The 18,791-nt window shown below is 41.3% G+C and carries 16 protein-coding genes; 11 read left to right on the top strand and 5 right to left on the bottom strand.

The features are described 5' to 3' along the window. Positions 1–91: 91 nt before the first annotated feature. The 5 genes from DESACI_RS16155 (at position 92) to DESACI_RS16135 (ending at position 7,879) form a co-directional block, all read left to right on the top strand. A complete protein-coding gene (locus tag DESACI_RS16155) occupies positions 92–874 on the top strand; it encodes an ABC transporter ATP-binding protein (RefSeq protein WP_014828271.1) in 783 nt (260 codons plus the stop codon). Between the two features lie 3 nt (positions 875–877). After that, entirely contained in the window at positions 878–2,551 is a 1,674-nt protein-coding gene (locus tag DESACI_RS16150; RefSeq protein ID WP_014828270.1) for a hypothetical protein, read from the top strand. A 262-nt stretch (positions 2,552–2,813) separates the two neighbouring features. Continuing rightward, entirely contained in the window at positions 2,814–3,386 is a 573-nt protein-coding gene (locus DESACI_RS16145; RefSeq protein ID WP_014828269.1) for a TetR/AcrR family transcriptional regulator, read from the top strand. Between the two features lie 184 nt (positions 3,387–3,570). Then, positions 3,571–6,663 (top strand): efflux RND transporter permease subunit, encoded by a 3,093-nt coding sequence (locus DESACI_RS16140; protein ID WP_014828268.1) that lies wholly within the window; start codon positions 3,571–3,573, stop codon positions 6,661–6,663. Then, positions 6,653–7,879, top strand: a complete 1,227-nt coding sequence (locus DESACI_RS16135; RefSeq protein WP_014828267.1) for an efflux RND transporter periplasmic adaptor subunit — start codon at positions 6,653–6,655, stop codon at positions 7,877–7,879. Before DESACI_RS16140 ends, DESACI_RS16135 begins: the two co-directional genes overlap by 11 nt. Positions 7,880–8,248: 369 nt before the next feature. Here DESACI_RS16135 and DESACI_RS16130 read toward each other — a convergent pair whose 3' ends face one another. The 5 genes from DESACI_RS16130 to dltC form a co-directional block, all read right to left on the bottom strand. After that, positions 8,249–8,533 carry a hypothetical protein gene (locus DESACI_RS16130; protein WP_014828266.1) on the bottom strand — a complete coding sequence of 95 codons (285 nt, stop codon included), beginning with the start codon at positions 8,531–8,533 and terminating at the stop codon, positions 8,249–8,251. Positions 8,534–8,713: 180 nt separating this feature from the next. Then, a complete protein-coding gene (gene dltB / locus DESACI_RS25265) occupies positions 8,714–10,066 on the bottom strand; it encodes a D-alanyl-lipoteichoic acid biosynthesis protein DltB (protein ID WP_014828265.1) in 1,353 nt (450 codons plus the stop codon). 1 nt (position 10,067) lies between these two features. Continuing rightward, positions 10,068–11,666 carry a D-alanine--poly(phosphoribitol) ligase subunit DltA gene (gene dltA / locus DESACI_RS16120; RefSeq protein ID WP_014828264.1) on the bottom strand — a complete coding sequence of 533 codons (1,599 nt, stop codon included), beginning with the start codon at positions 11,664–11,666 and terminating at the stop codon, positions 10,068–10,070. Between the two features lie 173 nt (positions 11,667–11,839). Next, positions 11,840–13,045: a D-alanyl-lipoteichoic acid biosynthesis protein DltD gene (gene dltD, locus DESACI_RS16115; RefSeq protein WP_014828262.1), complete on the bottom strand. Its 1,206-nt coding sequence runs from the start codon at positions 13,043–13,045 to the stop codon at positions 11,840–11,842. After that, positions 13,045–13,293 (bottom strand): D-alanine--poly(phosphoribitol) ligase subunit DltC, encoded by a 249-nt coding sequence (gene dltC / locus DESACI_RS16110; RefSeq protein ID WP_014828261.1) that lies wholly within the window; start codon positions 13,291–13,293, stop codon positions 13,045–13,047. Before dltC ends, dltD begins: the two co-directional genes overlap by 1 nt. A gap of 320 nt (positions 13,294–13,613) precedes the next feature. On the opposite strand from dltC, the gene DESACI_RS16105 reads away from it, so the two are divergent. The 6 genes from DESACI_RS16105 (at position 13,614) to aroB (ending at position 18,564) form a co-directional block, all read left to right on the top strand. Continuing rightward, the gene (locus tag DESACI_RS16105) at positions 13,614–14,144 is read left to right on the top strand and encodes a YqeG family HAD IIIA-type phosphatase (protein ID WP_014828260.1); all 531 of its coding nucleotides are present in this window, start codon (positions 13,614–13,616) and stop codon (positions 14,142–14,144) included. A 102-nt stretch (positions 14,145–14,246) separates the two neighbouring features. After that, complete coding sequence (gene aroE / locus DESACI_RS16100) at positions 14,247–15,086, top strand: shikimate dehydrogenase (protein WP_014828259.1); 840 nt, start codon at positions 14,247–14,249, stop codon at positions 15,084–15,086. Between the two features lie 12 nt (positions 15,087–15,098). Further along, positions 15,099–15,533, top strand: a complete 435-nt coding sequence (locus DESACI_RS16095; RefSeq protein WP_014828258.1) for a prepilin-type N-terminal cleavage/methylation domain-containing protein — start codon at positions 15,099–15,101, stop codon at positions 15,531–15,533. Positions 15,534–15,792: 259 nt separating this feature from the next. After that, positions 15,793–16,938: a chorismate synthase gene (gene aroC, locus DESACI_RS16090; RefSeq protein WP_014828257.1), complete on the top strand. Its 1,146-nt coding sequence runs from the start codon at positions 15,793–15,795 to the stop codon at positions 16,936–16,938. Positions 16,939–16,964: 26 nt separating this feature from the next. After that, positions 16,965–17,492: a shikimate kinase gene (locus DESACI_RS16085; protein WP_014828256.1), complete on the top strand. Its 528-nt coding sequence runs from the start codon at positions 16,965–16,967 to the stop codon at positions 17,490–17,492. Next, the gene (gene aroB, locus DESACI_RS16080; protein ID WP_014828255.1) at positions 17,470–18,564 is read left to right on the top strand and encodes a 3-dehydroquinate synthase; all 1,095 of its coding nucleotides are present in this window, start codon (positions 17,470–17,472) and stop codon (positions 18,562–18,564) included. Before DESACI_RS16085 ends, aroB begins: the two co-directional genes overlap by 23 nt. The last annotated feature ends 227 nt before the right edge of the window (positions 18,565–18,791 follow it).

The following is an 18,791-nucleotide window of genomic DNA, read 5'->3' as shown; positions in this document are numbered from 1 at the left end:
ACCGCTCAGGACATCGAGAAAGGGCAGTCAGAAAAAGGAAAATGAATTAGTAAGTTAAGCAATTAGCGAGTTAATAACTAGGAGGTTGGTAATGAACGTTGAAACCGTCGTAGATATCAAAGATCTAAGAATCAAATTTGGAACTAAAGAAGTTCTGAAGGGAATAAATTTGGAGATTTACCAAGGTCAGATAATTGGGTATATTGGGCCTAATGGGGCGGGGAAAAGCACGACTGTCAAAATCCTGTTAGGTTTAGTCGAGGGGTACAGCGGTGAAATTAGAATCCTTGGCGACGACATCTCTACTGGCGGCATAGAATACAAGCGGAAAATCGGTTACGTGCCTGAGGTAGTGGAGATATACGAAAACCTGACAGCTTTCGAATACCTGACCTTCATTGGTGAGGTTTACGGGTTAGGCTTAGAACGAGTAAATTATAAGTCCCAAAAACTTATGGCTTTGCTGGGTATTGATGAAGTTTATCACACGAGAATATCCGCTTACTCCAAAGGTATGAAACAAAAACTCTTAATTATCGCCAGTCTCATCCATAATCCAGACATTTTGTTTTTGGACGAACCCTTAAGCGGCTTGGATGCCAATAGTGTAATGATTGTCAAAGAGATTCTGGCAGAATTGGCATCCTCGGGTAAAACGATATTTTATTCATCCCATATTATGGACGTAGTAGAGAAGATTAGTAACAGAATAATCCTAATTAATGAGGGACAAATAGTTGCCGATGGGACTTTTGAAGAACTTAAGAAAATGAGCAGCCAAGGCTCCCTGGAAGAGATTTTTAATCAGCTTACAGGTTTCAATAAGCATAAAGAAATAGCCTGTGAATTCGTCAAGGAATTACAGGAGGTGTAAGAGATGATGAAGGATTTCTTGATCCTTAAGATCTTGGATTTCTTTAGCTTTTTCTACAGGCTTGGAGGAATCGATTATGGGTCAATGAGAAGAATATTGCAGATTAAGCTGTTGACGGACCAGAGAAGGGTACCGGCAGTCCTAGTTAACACTAAAAAAGAAAGTGGAAATAATTATCATTCAGCTCTAATAATATATGGATTAATGGGCATTGTTTTTATTTTCCTCCTTATTCCGCCGTTTCCGCTGTTCTTCAAAATGAATCTTGTATTTTGCATGTTAATATTTATGATAACGATGACCATGGTGTCTGAATTTTCCTCGCTTTTACTGGATACACAGGACAGGCAAATCCTATTGTCCAAACCTCTAAAGCCTCAAACTATCAATGCCGCCAAAATAACTCATATCCTAATCAATTTATGGACGATAACCTATGTTATGGCCGGACCATCCTTGATAGCGGGACTTTTAATGTTTGGCTTCCCCTTCTTTGCAATATACTTTTTTATCTTGCTCCTCATTTCGGGTCTTGTTCTTTTTTTAACAGTACTGTTATATTTTCTAATGCTAATGCTATTCGATGGTGATAAACTGAAAGATTTGATCAATTACTTTCAAATTGTCTTAACTTTTGCAATGTCGATTGGATATCAATTTTCCAGCCGAATATTCCACTTAATGGGGTATAAGTTTGTTTTAAGGTTTGAATGGTGGATGTATTTGCTCCCCTCCGCTTGGTTTGCTGCACCTTTTAGTTTGCTTTTAGAAAAAGGGGTGGAGGTTCAAAGTTATTTAGTGTATTTAAGTTTAACGGGTCTGATCGTTCCAATTTTACTCTTAGTAATATATTTCAAGATAGTAATTAAATATTTTGAGAAAAATTTAGGTAAACTTAATAAAGTTGCGGTCAAAAAGGGTAAGGGTTTGGAACGTAGAGCTTTAATTTTTAACAAGATAATAAGGCTCATAGTCCCCAATAGACTGGAGTATATTTTTTGCAGGTTTTCCCAAAAGATGATCGCCAGCGAAAGGAGTATAAGATTAAGGCTATATCCAAGTCTAGCGTTATCCATATTTATGCCTTTAATTATGTTGGGTAATTTCATCTATTCAGGGAATGGAGCAGACAATCAAGCCCCAACGGATATATCCCAAGGATCCTATTATCTGATCATATATATTACGGTCTTTATGTTATCGTTTACACCCCTTGCCATAAATTCAAGCGAATATTATAAAGGAGCATGGATTTACAAAGTACTGCCTATTGAATTTCCGGGTGTGATAATTAAGGGAGCTTTAAAAGGCTTAATATTGAAGTATTTTGTCCCTGTCTATCTGATCATGAGCCTTATCTTTGCAGTACCTTATGGAGTGCGGCTAATTCCGCAACTGGTTTTGATTCTGTCAAACATGCTCTTGTTAATTATCCTGCTGTTTAAGCTGTCACCCAAAGAGCTGCCCTTTGCCAAGAAATTTCAAACCGGAGAGAGCAGAGTGGGTTTAGTTTTCGGTTCCATCGCTTTATGCGGGATATTTGCAGCACTACAATATGCCTTAAGCGCTGAAGGGCTTTGGTGGTTTCTTTATCTAATAACAGCGATGATAGTATCGGTGTATTTATGGAGAACAAGCGGTAGGATCTCATGGGAAGATGTCTGGCGGGATATTTAATTTAACCTGGTTTCAGGAACGTTTTAATGTTCATTTTTTAAGGTCCTTGGGTTTTTCAAGAAAGCCTCTTTCGATGGTTAAAGTAATGTTAATTTTATCCCAGAATAAATCTATTAGATAATCCATCCTCGAAATTGACTAGAAGATAAAACAATTTGTTTCCTCATGTAGGATGTTTCGAAGATTCATAATTAAATATTATTTTTACTATTCCTCTTTTTTGTGTTATCCTAAAAAAGGAATAGTGAAAAGAGGTTCATTTATGCAATACCTTAAGGATGAAGTTCGAAACAGGATTATGACGGTGGCGATAAAAGAATTTCAAGACAGGGGGTTTTTACATGCGTCAATGAGGGCTATAGCCAATAACGCGGGTGTAGCTATCGGCAATGTTTACAGATACTTTAAAAACAAAGAAGATTTGTTTAACGAAATTGTTGAGCCAGTCTATAAACTTTTTTTGGGAATAGAAACAATACATAAGCAAGAAATATACTCGTTTGAGGAAATCGTTAATGACGTTATGGAAGTTATGAAGGAGTATAAATCCCAGTTATTGATTATGGTGGATAAAAGCACAGGAACCAAGTATGCGAATTTTAAGGAAGAAATAACTGCGTTGGCTGAAAAAAGTATAAAAGATAGTATATGGCCTGAATTGCAGAAAAAGGGGATTGAAGTTTCGGATCCTTTTATTTTTTGTGTGATCGCTTCAACGTTTATTGAGGGGTTATTTATAATATTGAGAAAATGTGAGGAGGAGGAGACCACGAAATATTTGATTCGTCAACTAATGATTCTGTTTTTTGACAATCTGGAAAAGCGTTTTGAGTAGATATTAACTTTTAATAGTTATTACAGGGTATTCTTAGGCAAAAAGTGAACTTTGGCACATTCTTTTATGTTAAATTGAAGACTAAGATGTAGTATTTTGACCAAAAGCGAATGATTTCTATAATTTATTTCGATAATGTTAAAATTGTTAGTTACTAAATTTAAATGGAATAAGGAAGTAAAAGATGAATTTAACAGAGATATCGGTTAAAAAACCAGCGGCTATGTGGATGGTCGTCGTATTATTAGTGGCGTTGGGAATCATAGGTTATACCAACATGGGAGCCAATTTACTGCCTTCCATGAATATCCCCATCATATCGGTTACAACAACCTATAGCGGCGCAAATGCTGAGGACATCAGGAAAGACATTATCAAGCCGATAGAAGATGCTGTTTCAGGTATAAGCGGGGTTGACACAATTAATTCTACAGCTAAAGAAGGATATGGAACCGTCACTGTTACCTTTAAAATGTCTGCGGACATGAACACCGCTTATTTGGATGTCCAAAAGGCTGTTGATGGTATTTCCAATACTCTCCCTGCAAACGCCGATAAACCCGTTTTGTTTAAGATGGATACTAACGCAATACCAATCTTGTTGCTTTCTGTCAAAGGAGATAAGGTTGGCAGTGATGAGCTCTATAATGAATCAGATATTATTAAGCAAAAAATAGAAAAAATCCCAGGTGTGGGTAATGTTACGATCAGTGGCGGAGAAAAGAAAGAATTAATGATTAATCTGGATAAATCTGCTCTGGAGTATTATGGAGTCAGCATTAACACGTTAATCAGCAAATTGAATTCCGTCAATGTAAACATACCTGCCGGAGAACTAAAGCAAAATAATTTTGATCAATCCGTTAGAGTTATAGGGCAGTTCCAAAGTATTGAAGATGCCCAAAATATGATGGTTCCCACAGCCAATGGAGGAACCGTCCGTCTTGGCGATATTGCCCAAATTAGTCTCGAGGAACCGGATGCGACTGCGCTGGCACGGTTCAACGGCCAGAAGACAATGACCATTATTGTCGGCAAACAAAGTGATGCTAATGTCGTTGAAGTAGCCAATAGTGTAAAAAAAGAATTAGAGTCTATTAAAAAGACCATCCCCGCCGGGATGCAAATGGATATCGCCTTTGATACTACTACATTTATTACAAACTCTTTAACCGAGGTAAAGCAGAACCTCATTGAGGGGGTTATTGTTACAGCTTTGGTGTTGTTTGCCTTTTTCCGCAGTTTCAGATCCTCTTTGGTTGTTCTAGTTGCCATACCGACATCCCTTATTGCCACCTTCTTCATGATGTATAAGCTTAATTTTACGTTGAATATGATGTCTTTGATGGGACTATCTCTGGTTGTCGGTACCCTAGTAGATGATTCAATTGTTGTTATCGAAAGCATTCAAAGACACCTGGCTATGGGTAAAGGGCTGATTCGAGCGGCAATTGATGGTCGGATGGAAGTTGGAATGGCCGCCATCGCTATCAGTCTTTGTGATATTGTTATCTTTGCTCCTATATCTATGATGTCTGGGATGATTGGTCAGTATTTCAAAGAATTTGGTCTGACTATCGTTATAGCCACCACATTTTCCCTTTTGGTATCCTTTACGATCACGCCAATGCTTTCCTCAAGGTTATTGAAAACCGAGAAAAAGCAAACGACTCCTGAACATAAAAAGGATGGTTTTTTTGGGAAAGTCACCCGAAAATATCGGGATACACTCGTTTGGGCCCTAGAACACAGAAAAAGGGTACTGGTTTTGGCAATAGCCGGTGTTTTTCTAAGTATTGCTCTTGTTCCTATGGGGATATTAAAAACAGAATTTGTGCCGACTGCTGATCAAAGCAGTTTTACCGTTAATATGAAGCTTGCTCCCGGTTCGACCTTGGAGCAGACAAGCAACAAGGTCGCGAAACTAGAAAATTATTTGCACAATACAAAAGAGGTTAAGAGCTATTTTTCTATGATTGGTCAAAGCGGGCAATCAAACACAGACAAATCTGTGGCCCAGATATATGTCAATTTAGTTCCCAAAAACAACCGTAAAAAAACTCAAAGTCAAGTTGCCAGCGAGGTTCGCAGCTTTGGAAAAAGCATGACCGGTGTGGATTTTGACGTTGAAGAGTCCCAAAGCGGAGGCGGAGCATCGAAGCCTATTTCAATCAGTATCAAAGGAGATAATCAGGCTACCCTTCAGACTCTGTCTAAACAAGTTGAAACTATCGTAAAATCAGTCCCCGGTGTCATAGATGTCGGTAATAGTGCAGATATCAAAAGCAGCGAGTTAAGGGTAACGATGGACAGCCTGGCGGCCTCCCAGGCAGGGGTATCCACTGCGGATGTGGGCAGCGCGGTCAGAACTGCTTTGCAGGGGACCAAGGTAGGAGTTTACAGAACTAATGATTCGGAGAATGATATTACCCTGAAGTTTATGGACGGGCAGATACAAAATGTTGACGATATTAAATCCATAAAGATCACTAATCAGACAGGTGAACAAATTCCATTAAGTCAGGTTGCTTCTGTGGTGAGAGGAGAGAGTGAACCATCTTTGTCCAGGGAGGATAAGCAAGACGTTGTGACAATTGATGCTAACCTTCAGGGAAGAACTCTCGGAGAGGTTACTCAGGATATTCAAAACAAGCTGCGTTCCGTAACGCTGCCTTCAGGCTATAGCTTAAACTATGGGGCAAGCCAGAAGAATATGGCTGATTCCTTCAGCTCACTGGGTTTAGCCTTAGGTGCCTCCTTAGCCCTGGTATATATGATCTTGGTTGTGCTTTATGAATCGTTCTTGACCCCGGCTATCCGAATGGTTTCTCTTCCTTTAGCCATTATTGGAGCACTTCCTTTGTTGGCCCTAACCGGACAAACATTAAATATGATGTCTTTTATCGGCTTAATTATGCTGGAGGGGCTGTCTTCGAAAAATGGCACGTTGTTAATTGACTATACTAATACGTTAATGCACAAAGGTCTGAGCTTAAAAGAGGCCTTAATCGAATCAGGGACAACAAGATTAAGACCCATCATTATGACCAGTGCAACCATGATTGTTTCCATGCTGCCTGTGGCTCTTTCCCTGGGAGAAGGAAGCGAGATGAAACAAAGTATGGCTATTGTCATCATCGGAGGCATGGTAATGTCTACGCTCCTTTCACCCATTGTTTTGCCGGTAGTCTATACTTTAATGGATGATTTAAAGAATCGTATTTCAAAAAATAAAAAAACAATAAATGCCGGGGAGGTTCCACAAATTGAAATTTAATCTTAGTAGAATCAAGCGGATTAAAAAACGAACTATAATTATTGGTCTGCTGGTAATAGCTGCGGCCCTGGGAGGGAATTATGCTCTAAAGCACAAAAAGGTCGAAGCCCCAGCTGTCACTGTAAAAAATGTCAAAACTCAAAAAGTTGCCCTCGGTTCTTTGTCAACTGAGGTTGATTATGCCAGTAAATTTGATCCTGTCCATGAAGTACAGGTTTTTCCCAAAACCGGAGGAAAAGTTTCCAGTGTCAATGTTGATATTGGTTCTAAGGTTTCCAGCGGCCAGGTTTTATTTACCATTGATGCGTCAGATCAGCAAGCTCAATTGCAAATACAACAGCAGGCCCTGGCTGTGGCAGAGGAAAACTTAGCAAAAACCCGTTCAAACTCAGAACAAACCTTAGAGAAAGATCAAATTAGTTATAATGACGCCCAAAATGATTACAATAATACAAAAGCTTTATATGATGGGGGAGCCGCTTCCAAACAGGATTTAGATAATGCCAAAACAAAATATGATAATGCGGCCATTGAGTTAAAAGGGGCTCAAAATGATCCGGCTGTGTCTGCAGCGGAAGCACAAGTAGAGCAAGCGAAAGCAAGTATTAATGCTGCTCAGATACAGCTGGATAATCTGACCGTAGTATCTCCTATTTCGGGCATAGTATCGGCTAAAGATGTTAAAGTCGGGGGTATGGTCAGCAGCCAATCAGGTTCGGTTACAGTGATTGATCCCAGCAGTATGATAGCAGAAATTAATGTTCCGGATGTTGTCATCGGTAAAATTAAGTTAGGCCAAACTGTACCTGTGAGCATAAATGCCGTGAAAGATAAGAAGGTTACGGGTGTCATCACAACCATTAGCCCTAACTCCAATGCGAAGGATAATTCTTATCTAGTGAAAGTAACCATTGATAATTCGCAGAATGATTTAACTGCCGGTATGTTTATAAAAATATCGCTTCCGGCTGAAAGTAGAAGCAACATATTGCTGGTTCCTAATGAAGCCCTCAGTATCGAGAATAATGTAAACTATCTCTATGCCGTTGTAGATGGTAAAGTTAAGAAAATAGCGGTGACGGTCGGTATTTCTGACAATAAAAATACGGAAGTCCAAGGAAATATCAGCAAGGATATGGATGTTGTTACTGAAGGACAGAGCTTCTTAAATGAAGGGGAAAAGGTCAATATTGTCAATGGAGATAGTAAGCAGTAAAAAAGATTTGTGAAATCAGAGTAATTCCCACTTAGAGAAGCGGGGATCTTAGATGAAAAGGTTAATAAAAATTAAACTGGTTGACTGTCTATCCAAAGACAGCAACCAGTTTTCTTTATACTATCAGACTCCCATGCCGCTAGGCGGCACCATCAAAGAATGAAAACTTGTGCTGTGGAAATATATACCTTATACGGCTAGCGAATCGAGGTCGCACTTTCGTGGTGCTTTGAGCCCGCCTATCAGACGGACCTCAGCGGCCTAGTGCATCACAAATTGTTTTTTTAGGACGCAGGGTAGATTATTTCCCTTGAGGTTGCTGCACTAGCCGTAGCAAATCTACTGAAATATGGGCTCGTGAGAGAAAGATTAATCGTTGCGTGCAGTAGTTTTTTTAACCTTTAATTTAGCGGCAGATGGTTTAACTGACTTAGTGGTTTTAGTTAATTTTGTTGATTTAGCTAATTTAGTCGATTTAACTGTTTTGGCAACCTTCTTAACCCCCTTAGAAGCATTAGTTTTAATTTGATGACTTGTTACCTTAGCTGCAGCAGCTTTAGTTTGATGTAATGAAGTTGTTTTAGCACATGCGATACTTGATGTTCCGAGTAAAAAAATTGTCATAATTGCGATTCCAGCACTAATACGTTTCAATAACTTCATCTCCTCAAATTTGATGAAGTTATTATGTTGCTGGGATGGTGGGGTTATGCTGAGAAAAACAGTCCTTTTGCATATTTCACAAATCCTTCACAATTTGGACATATAAATTTAACAATTATGGCAAAGTGGGGTATTTTTATCCGCAACCTTTGACAAACCATTTTTTTTTGTTCATCCTAAGCGCCCGGAGAAAATCAATAGACCAAGACAAATAAACTGAAGAGTAACCAAGCGGGCTAGTATATTCCAAGCTTTACCCTGGCCCCAAAAAGGGCTCTTCTTATTGAGGCGTTCCAGAAATTCGAAGCTGATCATTAGAAAAGCCATATAAGCTCCGTAAATAATGTAATGCCATTGTGTTCCGTGCCATATTCCCATAAGAAGGAAAAGCAAAAGGTAACCGATAGCTGATGCTGTGTAGCGGCTGCTAAAACGTTTCTTTTTGGCACTGTCCAGAACAAAGCGCATGTAGATATAGTCTCTGAACCACATAGAAAGCGAAATATGCCAGCGGTTCCAGAAGTCTTTAATATTTTTGGACCAGAAAGGCGCCTTAAAGTTTTCAGGTGTTCGAATGCCGAATAAGTTGCTTACTCCTATAGCAAAGGCGCTGTAACCTGCAAAATCAAAGAAGAGATAGGCACTGTAGACATACATATAGCGAATCGTTGACCAGAAACTATGGGTACCGTTCAGTGGAACAAGCAAATATTTGTTAATTAAATAAGCGATGATGAATTTATAAAGGAATCCACGAAAAATGTATTCTAAACCGTCAGTGAAACAAACAAGATACTCCTGTCTGGACATAATCCTTCTAAGATCTGAAAGAAATCTGCGATAGCGATCGATGGGTCCCGAGGCAAGGGTTGGGAAAAATAGAACATAACTGATGAAATCTCCTAAGTTAAGATCCTTAATGAGACCATCTCTGATCTCAATCAATGTTCCTAAGATTCTAAAACTTACATAGGATATTCCTAAGAAACCGAGGATTGAATTTTCTTCTGAGGACGCCAATTGACCTTGATTTGCGGCGGTTGGCATTGAAGTATGGGGAAGCCCCTGAGAGCCTGAAGGGATTTGAGTGCTGGTGAGCGTTTTAGATAAGCTTTGAGCCCCAAGAGTGACATGATTAAAACTTTGAGTTGTTGAGGTCTTAGCTGCTAAGCCACCAAAAAATGCTGCTGAGTGTAAACCCAAGAATGGGCTTAACTTTACTAATATTAAAGGTAATAAGCTTCCGGCGATAGCGAGATAAAAGATCAAAGCGTGGTTTTTTGTGTTTTCGGATTGACGATAATTCAGATACAACCTGATTATTAGGTACTCCCAGATAAAATAAACAATAGCCTGAGCTAAAGCGGCTTGAGGACCCAGAATGAGGTATAGCATGCCAAGGGACGAATGCATAATCCAGAGCGAACGGGTTTGGGGAGACGCTTCGGCTAATCCCAGAAAAATTGCAGGTAATACTGGTATGAGCAGTAACAAAAAGAAAGAAGCGTTATTATAAGGAATCATTTTATCCTCCTTGAAGAAGTGCTTTACGGTCAACCTTGCCGTTCGCTGTCATTGGCAGGCTGTCGATGAAGCGATAGCGCTGCGGCAGCATATAAGCCGGTAATACTCGTTCTAATGTTTGACGTATTTGCTGCTCCATCTCAGTTTGAAATGATTCGGGTTCTTGGTTAAAACCCTTTAAATCATGGCAGAGTTTAATAAACGCTTGAAGCGCAGCGTTTTTTCCTCTCCGTACAATTGGAACTACGATGGCATTTTCTATGTTAGGTATTTTGCGTAACTGTTCTTCTATTTCGCCCAATTCAATCCTATAACCGTGTAATTTTATTTGGAAATCTTGTCGTCCCAGGTAGTATAACTTACCGTCCAGCCAGTAACCCAGGTCACCGGTACGATAGCCTTGAAAGCCAATCCCATGTTTCCTCCACATAAAGAAGGTGCGTTTTGTAAGCTCGGGACGGTTAAGATAGCCTATGCTTACGTTAGGGCCAACGATGACTATCTCCCCCCTTACTCCAGCCGGAAGTGCTTTAAGGGGAGGGTCTAGAAAATCACCGCGAGTGGTCGTTCTATTCAAATCGTCAGGATCACAGATGAGGATTTGACAATCTGCCGAATCCTGTCCAACGGGCAGGGGGCCGGAGTTTTGCAGGATTTGTTTGGTTATAGTTACACCCGTTACTGCTACTGTGCACTCAGTGGGGCCGTAAAGATTTACGACCCGAGCTTGAGGAAAGCGTTCGATAAGATTTGAAGCCGTATTATGGGGAAGGACTTCTCCGCAAAAAAGAAAATAACGAAGTTTGGGCAAAAGCTTTTCTCTGAAGCTCGGATCCATGAGACACATTTCCACAAAAGAAGGGGTGGAAATCCAATAGCTTATTTGCGATGCTCGCAGAGAGGCAAATAAATCCTTCGGGTTATTAATTTGTTCCTTATCTATACTCCATAAGGTTCCCCCGTTGCTCAGGGCCATGTACAAATCCATGACCGAGAGGTCAAAAGAGAAGGGGGCTTGGTTGAGAAAAATATCTTCCTGCTGGTTTGGCTGGTATTGCTTGTTAACCCAAGTGATAAAATTAAGCAAAGAGCGCTGGGTAATTTGAACGCCTTTGGGTTCCCCGGTACTGCCGGAGGTATAAATAATATACCAGACATCATTCAACCCAATTTTCCATTCGGGTTTAGGTTTGGAATTTGGGGGGGCTAAATTAAAAGATGGAAGATGAAGGTTCTCCTGATAGAAGATGCCCTTCATTTTTGCTTTTTCCGGCAGGGAAATTGGCGAAAGAATGGCTAGGGCTCCCGAAGATTCGATAATTTTAAGGAGGCGCTCCGTGGGAATTGATTTATCAATTGGAATGTAGGGATGACCTGCTTTAAGGCAGGCTAAAAATAACACGAGCATTTCGCTTTCCTTATGTCCGTAGACGATGATAGGGGCGCGTTTTTCCAGTTGACTTATCCTCTGATAAAGCCAATAGGCAAGCGTATCTGAAAAGGTTTTTAACTCGGCATAGGTTAAGACTTGGAATCTATTTTTATGAGCCAAACGCTGCGGCACCAATTCTGCCCAGTGATCAATTTGCTGTAAAAGCATATACTCACCTCTTCATTTAATTACAAAATATTTCTTAAGGGGGCCAGAATATTTTCTATTAAAAGCCATCATAAATAAATGGTGGAGGAGTATGCTGCTTCTGGACAAAATAGAGAATAAAAAGCCCCATCAGTATCATGTAGTAATAAATTATGCGGGCAAACCACACAGTTTTAGGATTCTTGATGAACGAACTTATCCAGAGCTTCATCGAATTCAAGCCATCCTTTCTCACTGGGATGTGACGGATCGTCCATGAAATAGTTGTCATCTTCATGAGAGGAAAAATCAGCTAAAGAGAATCCGAAATGATCCGCCATCTCACGAACATGGCTATAATACATTTGGCGTTGTTTTTTTGGAAAACCGGTAAAATCGTACCATAGGCCGTTCACAGGCTGAATTAAAAAGATAGGATCGGCTCCTTCATCCTTTAAAACATTCATTAAGAGGTTCAGGTCTGAATATTCCGGAGAAGGATAGAAATGTGCTTTGGCTGCGGAATTTTTGAATTTTTGGGCGTTCTTAATTGTTTGGTTAAAGAACTTGTTGCCAATACCAAAAGGATTATTTGTTTCATTTTTTTGAACGTCGACAGTGGCTTTTTGCTGCATTACAGACCAAGACGGCAACGCTTTTTGGGAGGAATTCCGCGAATTATTGGCAACTTCCTTAGCTGGGAGATGTTTAAGAACTTGGATTGTTTTTAAGGCATCCTGAATTTGCAAAGCGGACATTTCTACTTTTGCTGCCGGCCAATAAACCATTTCCATAATGTTCGATCCTAAATCGCTTTGTCCGTAATATTTAAGCAGCCCGGCTAAAATTGGATAAGTCTTTTTGACGTCACCAAATTGAATTAGTCGTTGTGCAAGGTCGCGTTTTGTCTGTAACGACAAAGAAGGGTTGAATAACATAGTATAAGCCTGCAACGCTGAGAAATTGGCTGCAAAGGTATTGGAGTCAATTCCATTCCCGCTGAACCATTGGGCTGAAAGTGATAAAACGATTTTTTTGCCTTTAAGATTTTGGGCGCCTGCATAGAGCGCCTGAATTAAATCTTTAGAACCTGCATGTCCTACGAGATAGGGAGTCCATCCTGTGGGCCGTCCGGCGAAAAGTTTTGCCGGATTATAGGGGCCTCCATGACTAAATTCCGATGAGCCATACATTGGGACTACATGGGGATCCTTTAAAGCCATGCTTTGTAAAAGAGTTCCTCCGAAAAGAGAGGGTATCTGGCCTTCGCTTGCGGTTTCTATCACTCCGGCTTTGATATAACTGCTTACGTACCATTGAGCGATTGGTCCAACTGCAAGTATGCTCAGAAAGAACAGAACAAAGGCCATCCCTATTGGAAATAAACGTTTGCGGATCATTAACGTTTCTCCTCTAAATACTGAATAATCTTATTTGGGGTAGACCACATTTCTCGGTCAACTTCTGTTGGTGCTATTTCCATATCCAGCTGTTCATGAATCGCCAACATTAATTCAACTAAACCGAAGGAATCTAAAAGGCCGGTAACAAAAAGATCGAGATCAGGGCTGCTCATGACTTTATCAGTTCCGCAGATTTCTGAAAGAGCACTCAAAATTGTAGTTCTGACGATGGAATCATCATTCATGGAAATCGCTCCTTTTTGTGACTTAAATCTTGGCTAAAACTCATAGGAAAACTATAAGTTCGAGCAATCAGATCATAGGTGATATTAATTTAGCAGCCAAAGGAAAATGTGTATCTTTTTATAGATAGCTTAACAAGTTAAACTGAGAATTTCCTGAGAATGAACAAAGAAATTTAGCGAAAGGTGAGAATCTACAAACATAAAAGGATCTCAGGAGCTGGGCCGGATAATAAGATCGATTCAAATAAATGATCTCACGACTTGCTTGCAATATGTCCTCTAAGGTATAATTATGGAAAGTTCTACTCTTGGAGGGTTCAATGTTTGACTATTTTCGACCAACACTTCAAGCTCCTTCCTTAGACCGCATTGTTGTTGAGCAGCTGGTTCGTGATGGAATTAAAGGGCTCATTATTGATTTAGACAATACCATGACGCCCTGGAATGATCTTGAAGTGGGGCCAAAGGTTAGAGAGTGGTTTATTAAAGTTAAGGCAGCAGGTATCGCTGCTTGCGTCGTGTCGAATAATAAGAAACGACAACGTGTAGCAGTCGTTGCAGAACGCTTAGGGATTCCTTTTGTTTTTGGGGCAACTAAGCCGCGCAGGAGGGCCTTTCGTGCAGGAATGGAACTCTTAGGAACAGGTCAGGAGGATACTGCGGTTATTGGAGATCAATTGTTTACTGATATTCTGGGTGGAAATCGACTTGGCCTTTATACGATACTCGTGACCCCCATCAATGATCGTGAATTTATTGGGACACGGATTATGCGGCGGATGGAAAAAGTGCTAGTTTGGTTGATGAAACATTGTGCTCCCGCGAAACCGTTCAGTCCTAAAATACATTAAACGCAGCAACAAGGAATGGTCAGCCATTCCTTTTTCTCTATCGTATTGAGCCTAGGGTTTTTATTCCAACGATAGTTTAGTTATGGATAAAGGATGTTGGCTATGGAAAAGCATTTCGCAGTCATTGGCAACCCTATAGAGCATTCCTTTTCGCCTGCAATGCATAATGCAGGGTATAAACATTTAGGTATTGACGCGATCTACCATCGTTTCCAAGTATATCCGAACAGCTTAGCAGAGGCAGTTTATGGACTTTGTGCTTTAGGGTTTGCCGGATGGAATGTTACGCTGCCTCACAAAGAGACGATAATCCCCTACCTCGACACTCTTACTCCCCAGGCGAGACGAGCAGGTGCCGTGAATACGGTTAAAATCCTTGACGGAAAAAAAATAGGCCATAATACCGATGGAGACGGCTTTATCTGTTCAATAGAGGGAGAGCTGAAAGAATTTAGGGATAAAAAGGCTGTACTTCTCGGTGCCGGAGGTGCTTCCAAAGGAATTGCCTTAGCCCTTGCCGAAAAGGGCATGCATGTACATATTCTCAACAGAACTCTCCAAAAAGCTGAGGAGTTAGTTCAAACAATCCATCAGAAAGGCGGCACAGGAAGCTTTGGAGAGTTCAGACCCGGGGATTGGCTGGAAGACGTTGATCTGTTAGTCCAAACGACACCCTTGGGTTTAAAAGGAGAACCATTTCCCTTACGTTTAAATGGGGTTGCGAAAAAGACTTTGGCCGTCGATATTATCGTAAATGTTCAGGAAACTGCTTTTTTGCGGGAAGCAAAAAAACAGGGATGTCGTGTTTTAGACGGAACAGGGATGCTTCTTTATCAAGGGGCTTTAGCCTGGGAATTCTGGCTTGGCGGTAAAGCACCTCTTGAAGCTATGCGTAAAGGTTTGCAAGACCAGATGCTGCAGCGAATGGCTGATAAGAATTAAAGGAAGATAACCATGTCACAAATAGAGTCTAAAGAGTATGGTTTTACCCTTCTGGAAATGATGTTGGTTTTGACACTTTTGGCAGGTGCAGGCTTTGTTCTTTTAGTTAAACTCCCAAATCACTGGGAGAGGGATCGACTTTCGTTTGTGACAACTCAATTATTAGAAGAGATTCGAGATACTCGTCAAGCCGCCTTAGCTGAAAATGATTGGTATCAAATTAAATTTTATACTCAAGGCGAGCCGCATTATCAGATTTTCAAAGAAGGAACAAGAATCAAGGATATATCGCTGCTGAAAGGGATTAAGTTTCTAGGCCAGCCCAAGGATCTTTTATTGAATGCTTCAGGAAGAAGCGCAGGAACAACGATCCTTTTAACCAATTCCTTAGGTGAGCAGCGGAGCGTTATTGTTGCACCGGTAGGAATGAGAATTAGAGAAAAGTGAACTCGTTCAGCTAAAGCTGAACAGTGGGGCTTTGATGCCGAAAGTGTCCTATGGACAGTTTCGGCGAAAGCACCTCGCCAATTACAAAAGCTATCGCGCTGAAGGACGGACTCTACCCCCACAGAAGCAGAGAACGGGGACCACTCCCACTTACAAGAAGTGGGAGTCTCACGATTGGATGAATTATTTGCAATTAGTTTCAGTAAAGATTAAGTTTATTAAATAAGAATTTTGCATTAGCTGGAGGGAAGGGATAAGGATGCGGTTTTTAACAGCGGGGGAATCTCATGGCCAAAAATTGGTAGGAATTATTGAAGGACTTCCCTCAGGAATGAAGGTTTCCAAAGAAATTGTCGATCACGCTCTGAAAAAACGACAGCAAGGTCCGGGACGTGGCGGCAGGATGGCTATTGAACAGGATCAAGTTAATATTATATCGGGAGTACGGGGCGGTTTGACCACCGGTGCGCCCCTTGCACTGGAAATTTTAAATCGAGACTGGGAAAACTGGGAAAGAATCATGACTTGGGAAGCAGATGCGGATTTAGAAAGCCGAAAAGTGATGACCCCACGACCTGGACATGCTGATTTAACCGGGGCGCTTAAATATCGTACAGAGGTTAGGAACATTCTGGAGAGGGCAAGTGCTCGTGAGACGGCCATGCGAGTGGCCATTGGAAATATCCTTCGACAAAGCTTAACTGATCTTGGGGTGGAAATTCGGGGACGAGTCACTGCTGTTGGCGGCGTTCATGCCAAATTAGCAGAGGACCATGAGTATTGGCAGCGGGTTCAGCAATCAGAATGGTCAGTGGGAGACCCTGATGCTGAAAGAAGAATGGGGGAGCTTTTACAGGAATCTCGTGAGCAAGGTGAGTCCTTGGGTGGATTACTGGAAGTACAAGTTCTTCATCTTCCCGCGGGGCTGGGCTCTCACGTACAATGGGATCGGAAACTCGATGGGAGATTGGCTCAAGCCATCCTTTCTGTTCAAGCAATAAAAGGAGTTTCCTTTGGAATAGGGTTTGATGCCGGAGAAAAAATGGGCTCTCTGGTTCATGACTCGATAGAATATAGCCCAGGGCAAGGTTTCTGCAGGAGCTCAAATCGTGCGGGGGGAATTGAAGGAGGCATGAGCAACGGGGAAACAATTGTCCTTCAAGCTGTCATGAAACCGATTCCCACTCTTTACAAACCCCTTAATACGGTTCATCTGGAAACAAAGGAAATCGTAAAAGCCAGTGTGGAACGTTCCGACGTTTGTGCAGTTCCCGCTGCTTTGGTTGTTTTAGAACATGTTGTTGCTTGGGTCATCGCTGAAGCAGTTCTGGAAAAGTTCCCTGCGGACAGCTTTTCAGAGTTAGAGACCGCTTGGCAAGCCTATAAAGAGTATTTGAAATTATAGATTATTGGGAGAGAGGAAGAAGCTCCATGCGAAACATAGTTCTCATTGGCTTTATGGGAACCGGCAAAAGTACGGTTGGCAGGCGTTTAGCTCAGGCCTTATCCTGGAATTTTGTCGATACGGATGCAGAAATCGGAGACGTTACAGAATTGAGTGTTAGTGAAATTTTTCGGCGGTATGGCGAGACTCGCTTCCGGTCTGAAGAAAGTATTGTTGTCACCAGACTGGCTCAGACCGAGGAAATTGTCATTGCCACCGGTGGAGGGACAGTTCTCAATCCTATAAACTGGGAAGTGTTGGCCCAAAATGGGATCATTGTCAGCCTTTATGCTCCTTTAGAAGTGATTCTCCAACGAATTGGTCATAAAAATGACCGGCCGCTTCTTAGAAGCTCTCCTGAAGAAATTAAAACGCTTTTTTTAGAACGGCAACCGTTCTATGGCAAGGCGGATTTTACCATTGACACGACAATCAGATCCATTGATGAAGTTGTGAGCGAAATTCTTGCTCAATTGGGAAGGATGGCTATTCATGAGTTTACCAGAAAAGATTGAGGTCTCAGCGGACCGGAAATATCCCGTTTATTTAGGGGCAGCTCTCGAGGATTTGGGAGGTTATATTCACTCCCTGCCTGATAAAGTTGAGCAAATTCTTGTCATCTCGCACAAGAAAGTTGCAGACCTCTATCTGGAACGACTCATGACAGGGTTAGGGGATTATACTGTTGATTTAATGATCGTTCCTGCCGGAGAAGAGGAGAAATCTTTAGATCGGTTGAGCAGGCTGACAACCGATGCTCTTGGTTTTGGGGCAGATCGCAAGACGCTGGTAATTGCTCTGGGCGGCGGGGTTATCGGAGATCTGGCCGGTTTCTTTGCAAGCGTTTATATGCGGGGTATTCGTTTGATTCAAGTTCCTACCACGCTGTTGGCCCAGGTTGATAGCAGCATAGGCGGTAAAGTTGCTGTGAATCACCCTGCGGGAAAGAATATTCTGGGAGCTTTTCATCCTCCGGTGGCTGTTTGGACAGATTTCAGGACTTTAGACAGTCTGCCTTGGATTGAAGTTGAGAACGGTTTGGCGGAAAGTATTAAACATGCTTTAATTACGGATTCCGATTTCTTCAGCTTTTTCGAAACTCAAGCAGACAGCATTAAGCGGAGAGACCCTGTAATCTGGCGTGAGATGGTGGCGCGGTCCGCTTCTATTAAAGTTCGTGTTGTATCTCAGGATGAGCGGGAACAAGGAATTCGCCGGTTATTGAATCTGGGACATAGTTTCGGGCATGCTTTGGAAACAGAGATGAACTATCGGGGAGTGACTCATGGGCAAGGAGTTAGTATTGGTATTGTTGCTGCTGCCTTCTTGGCCAATGCTAAGGGCTTGATCACTCTAAATGAGGTGGAAAGGATCAAACAAGTACTCCGATGTTATGATTTACCTACGTCGATTTCCCGGCAAGATCCTCACGCATTATTGCAGCGCATGGAGACAGATAAGAAAAATCAAGGAGGCCGCAAAATTCTTATTTTACCTCAAGGGATTGGGAATGCAGTAGTTTCTAAAGAATGCAAGGATGAAGAGATTCTGGACGCTTGGCAGAAGGTCATCCTTGAAGATAATTAAAACCACCTGGAAATAAGTATCTAAAGCTTTTACTAAAATTAATCCCCAAAAACGTCGTTGTTTGGAAGATCTGGCTTGAATATTAAATTCTTGCCGGATCTTTTGTTAGTTATTGACGTAGTATGATGCAAAAGCAACTATACCGTAGGAAAATGAGAAAGAACAGTTAATAAACATACATACAATAAGGATATGTCGATGACAAAAGGAGTTTTGTAATGGATAGA

It is taken from the genome of Desulfosporosinus acidiphilus SJ4 (assembly GCF_000255115.2).
Lineage (GTDB): Bacteria > Bacillota > Desulfitobacteriia > Desulfitobacteriales > Desulfitobacteriaceae > Desulfosporosinus > Desulfosporosinus acidiphilus.
The sequence above is the reverse complement of the archived record's forward strand: the minus strand, read 5'-3'. Positions and strand labels throughout refer to the sequence as shown.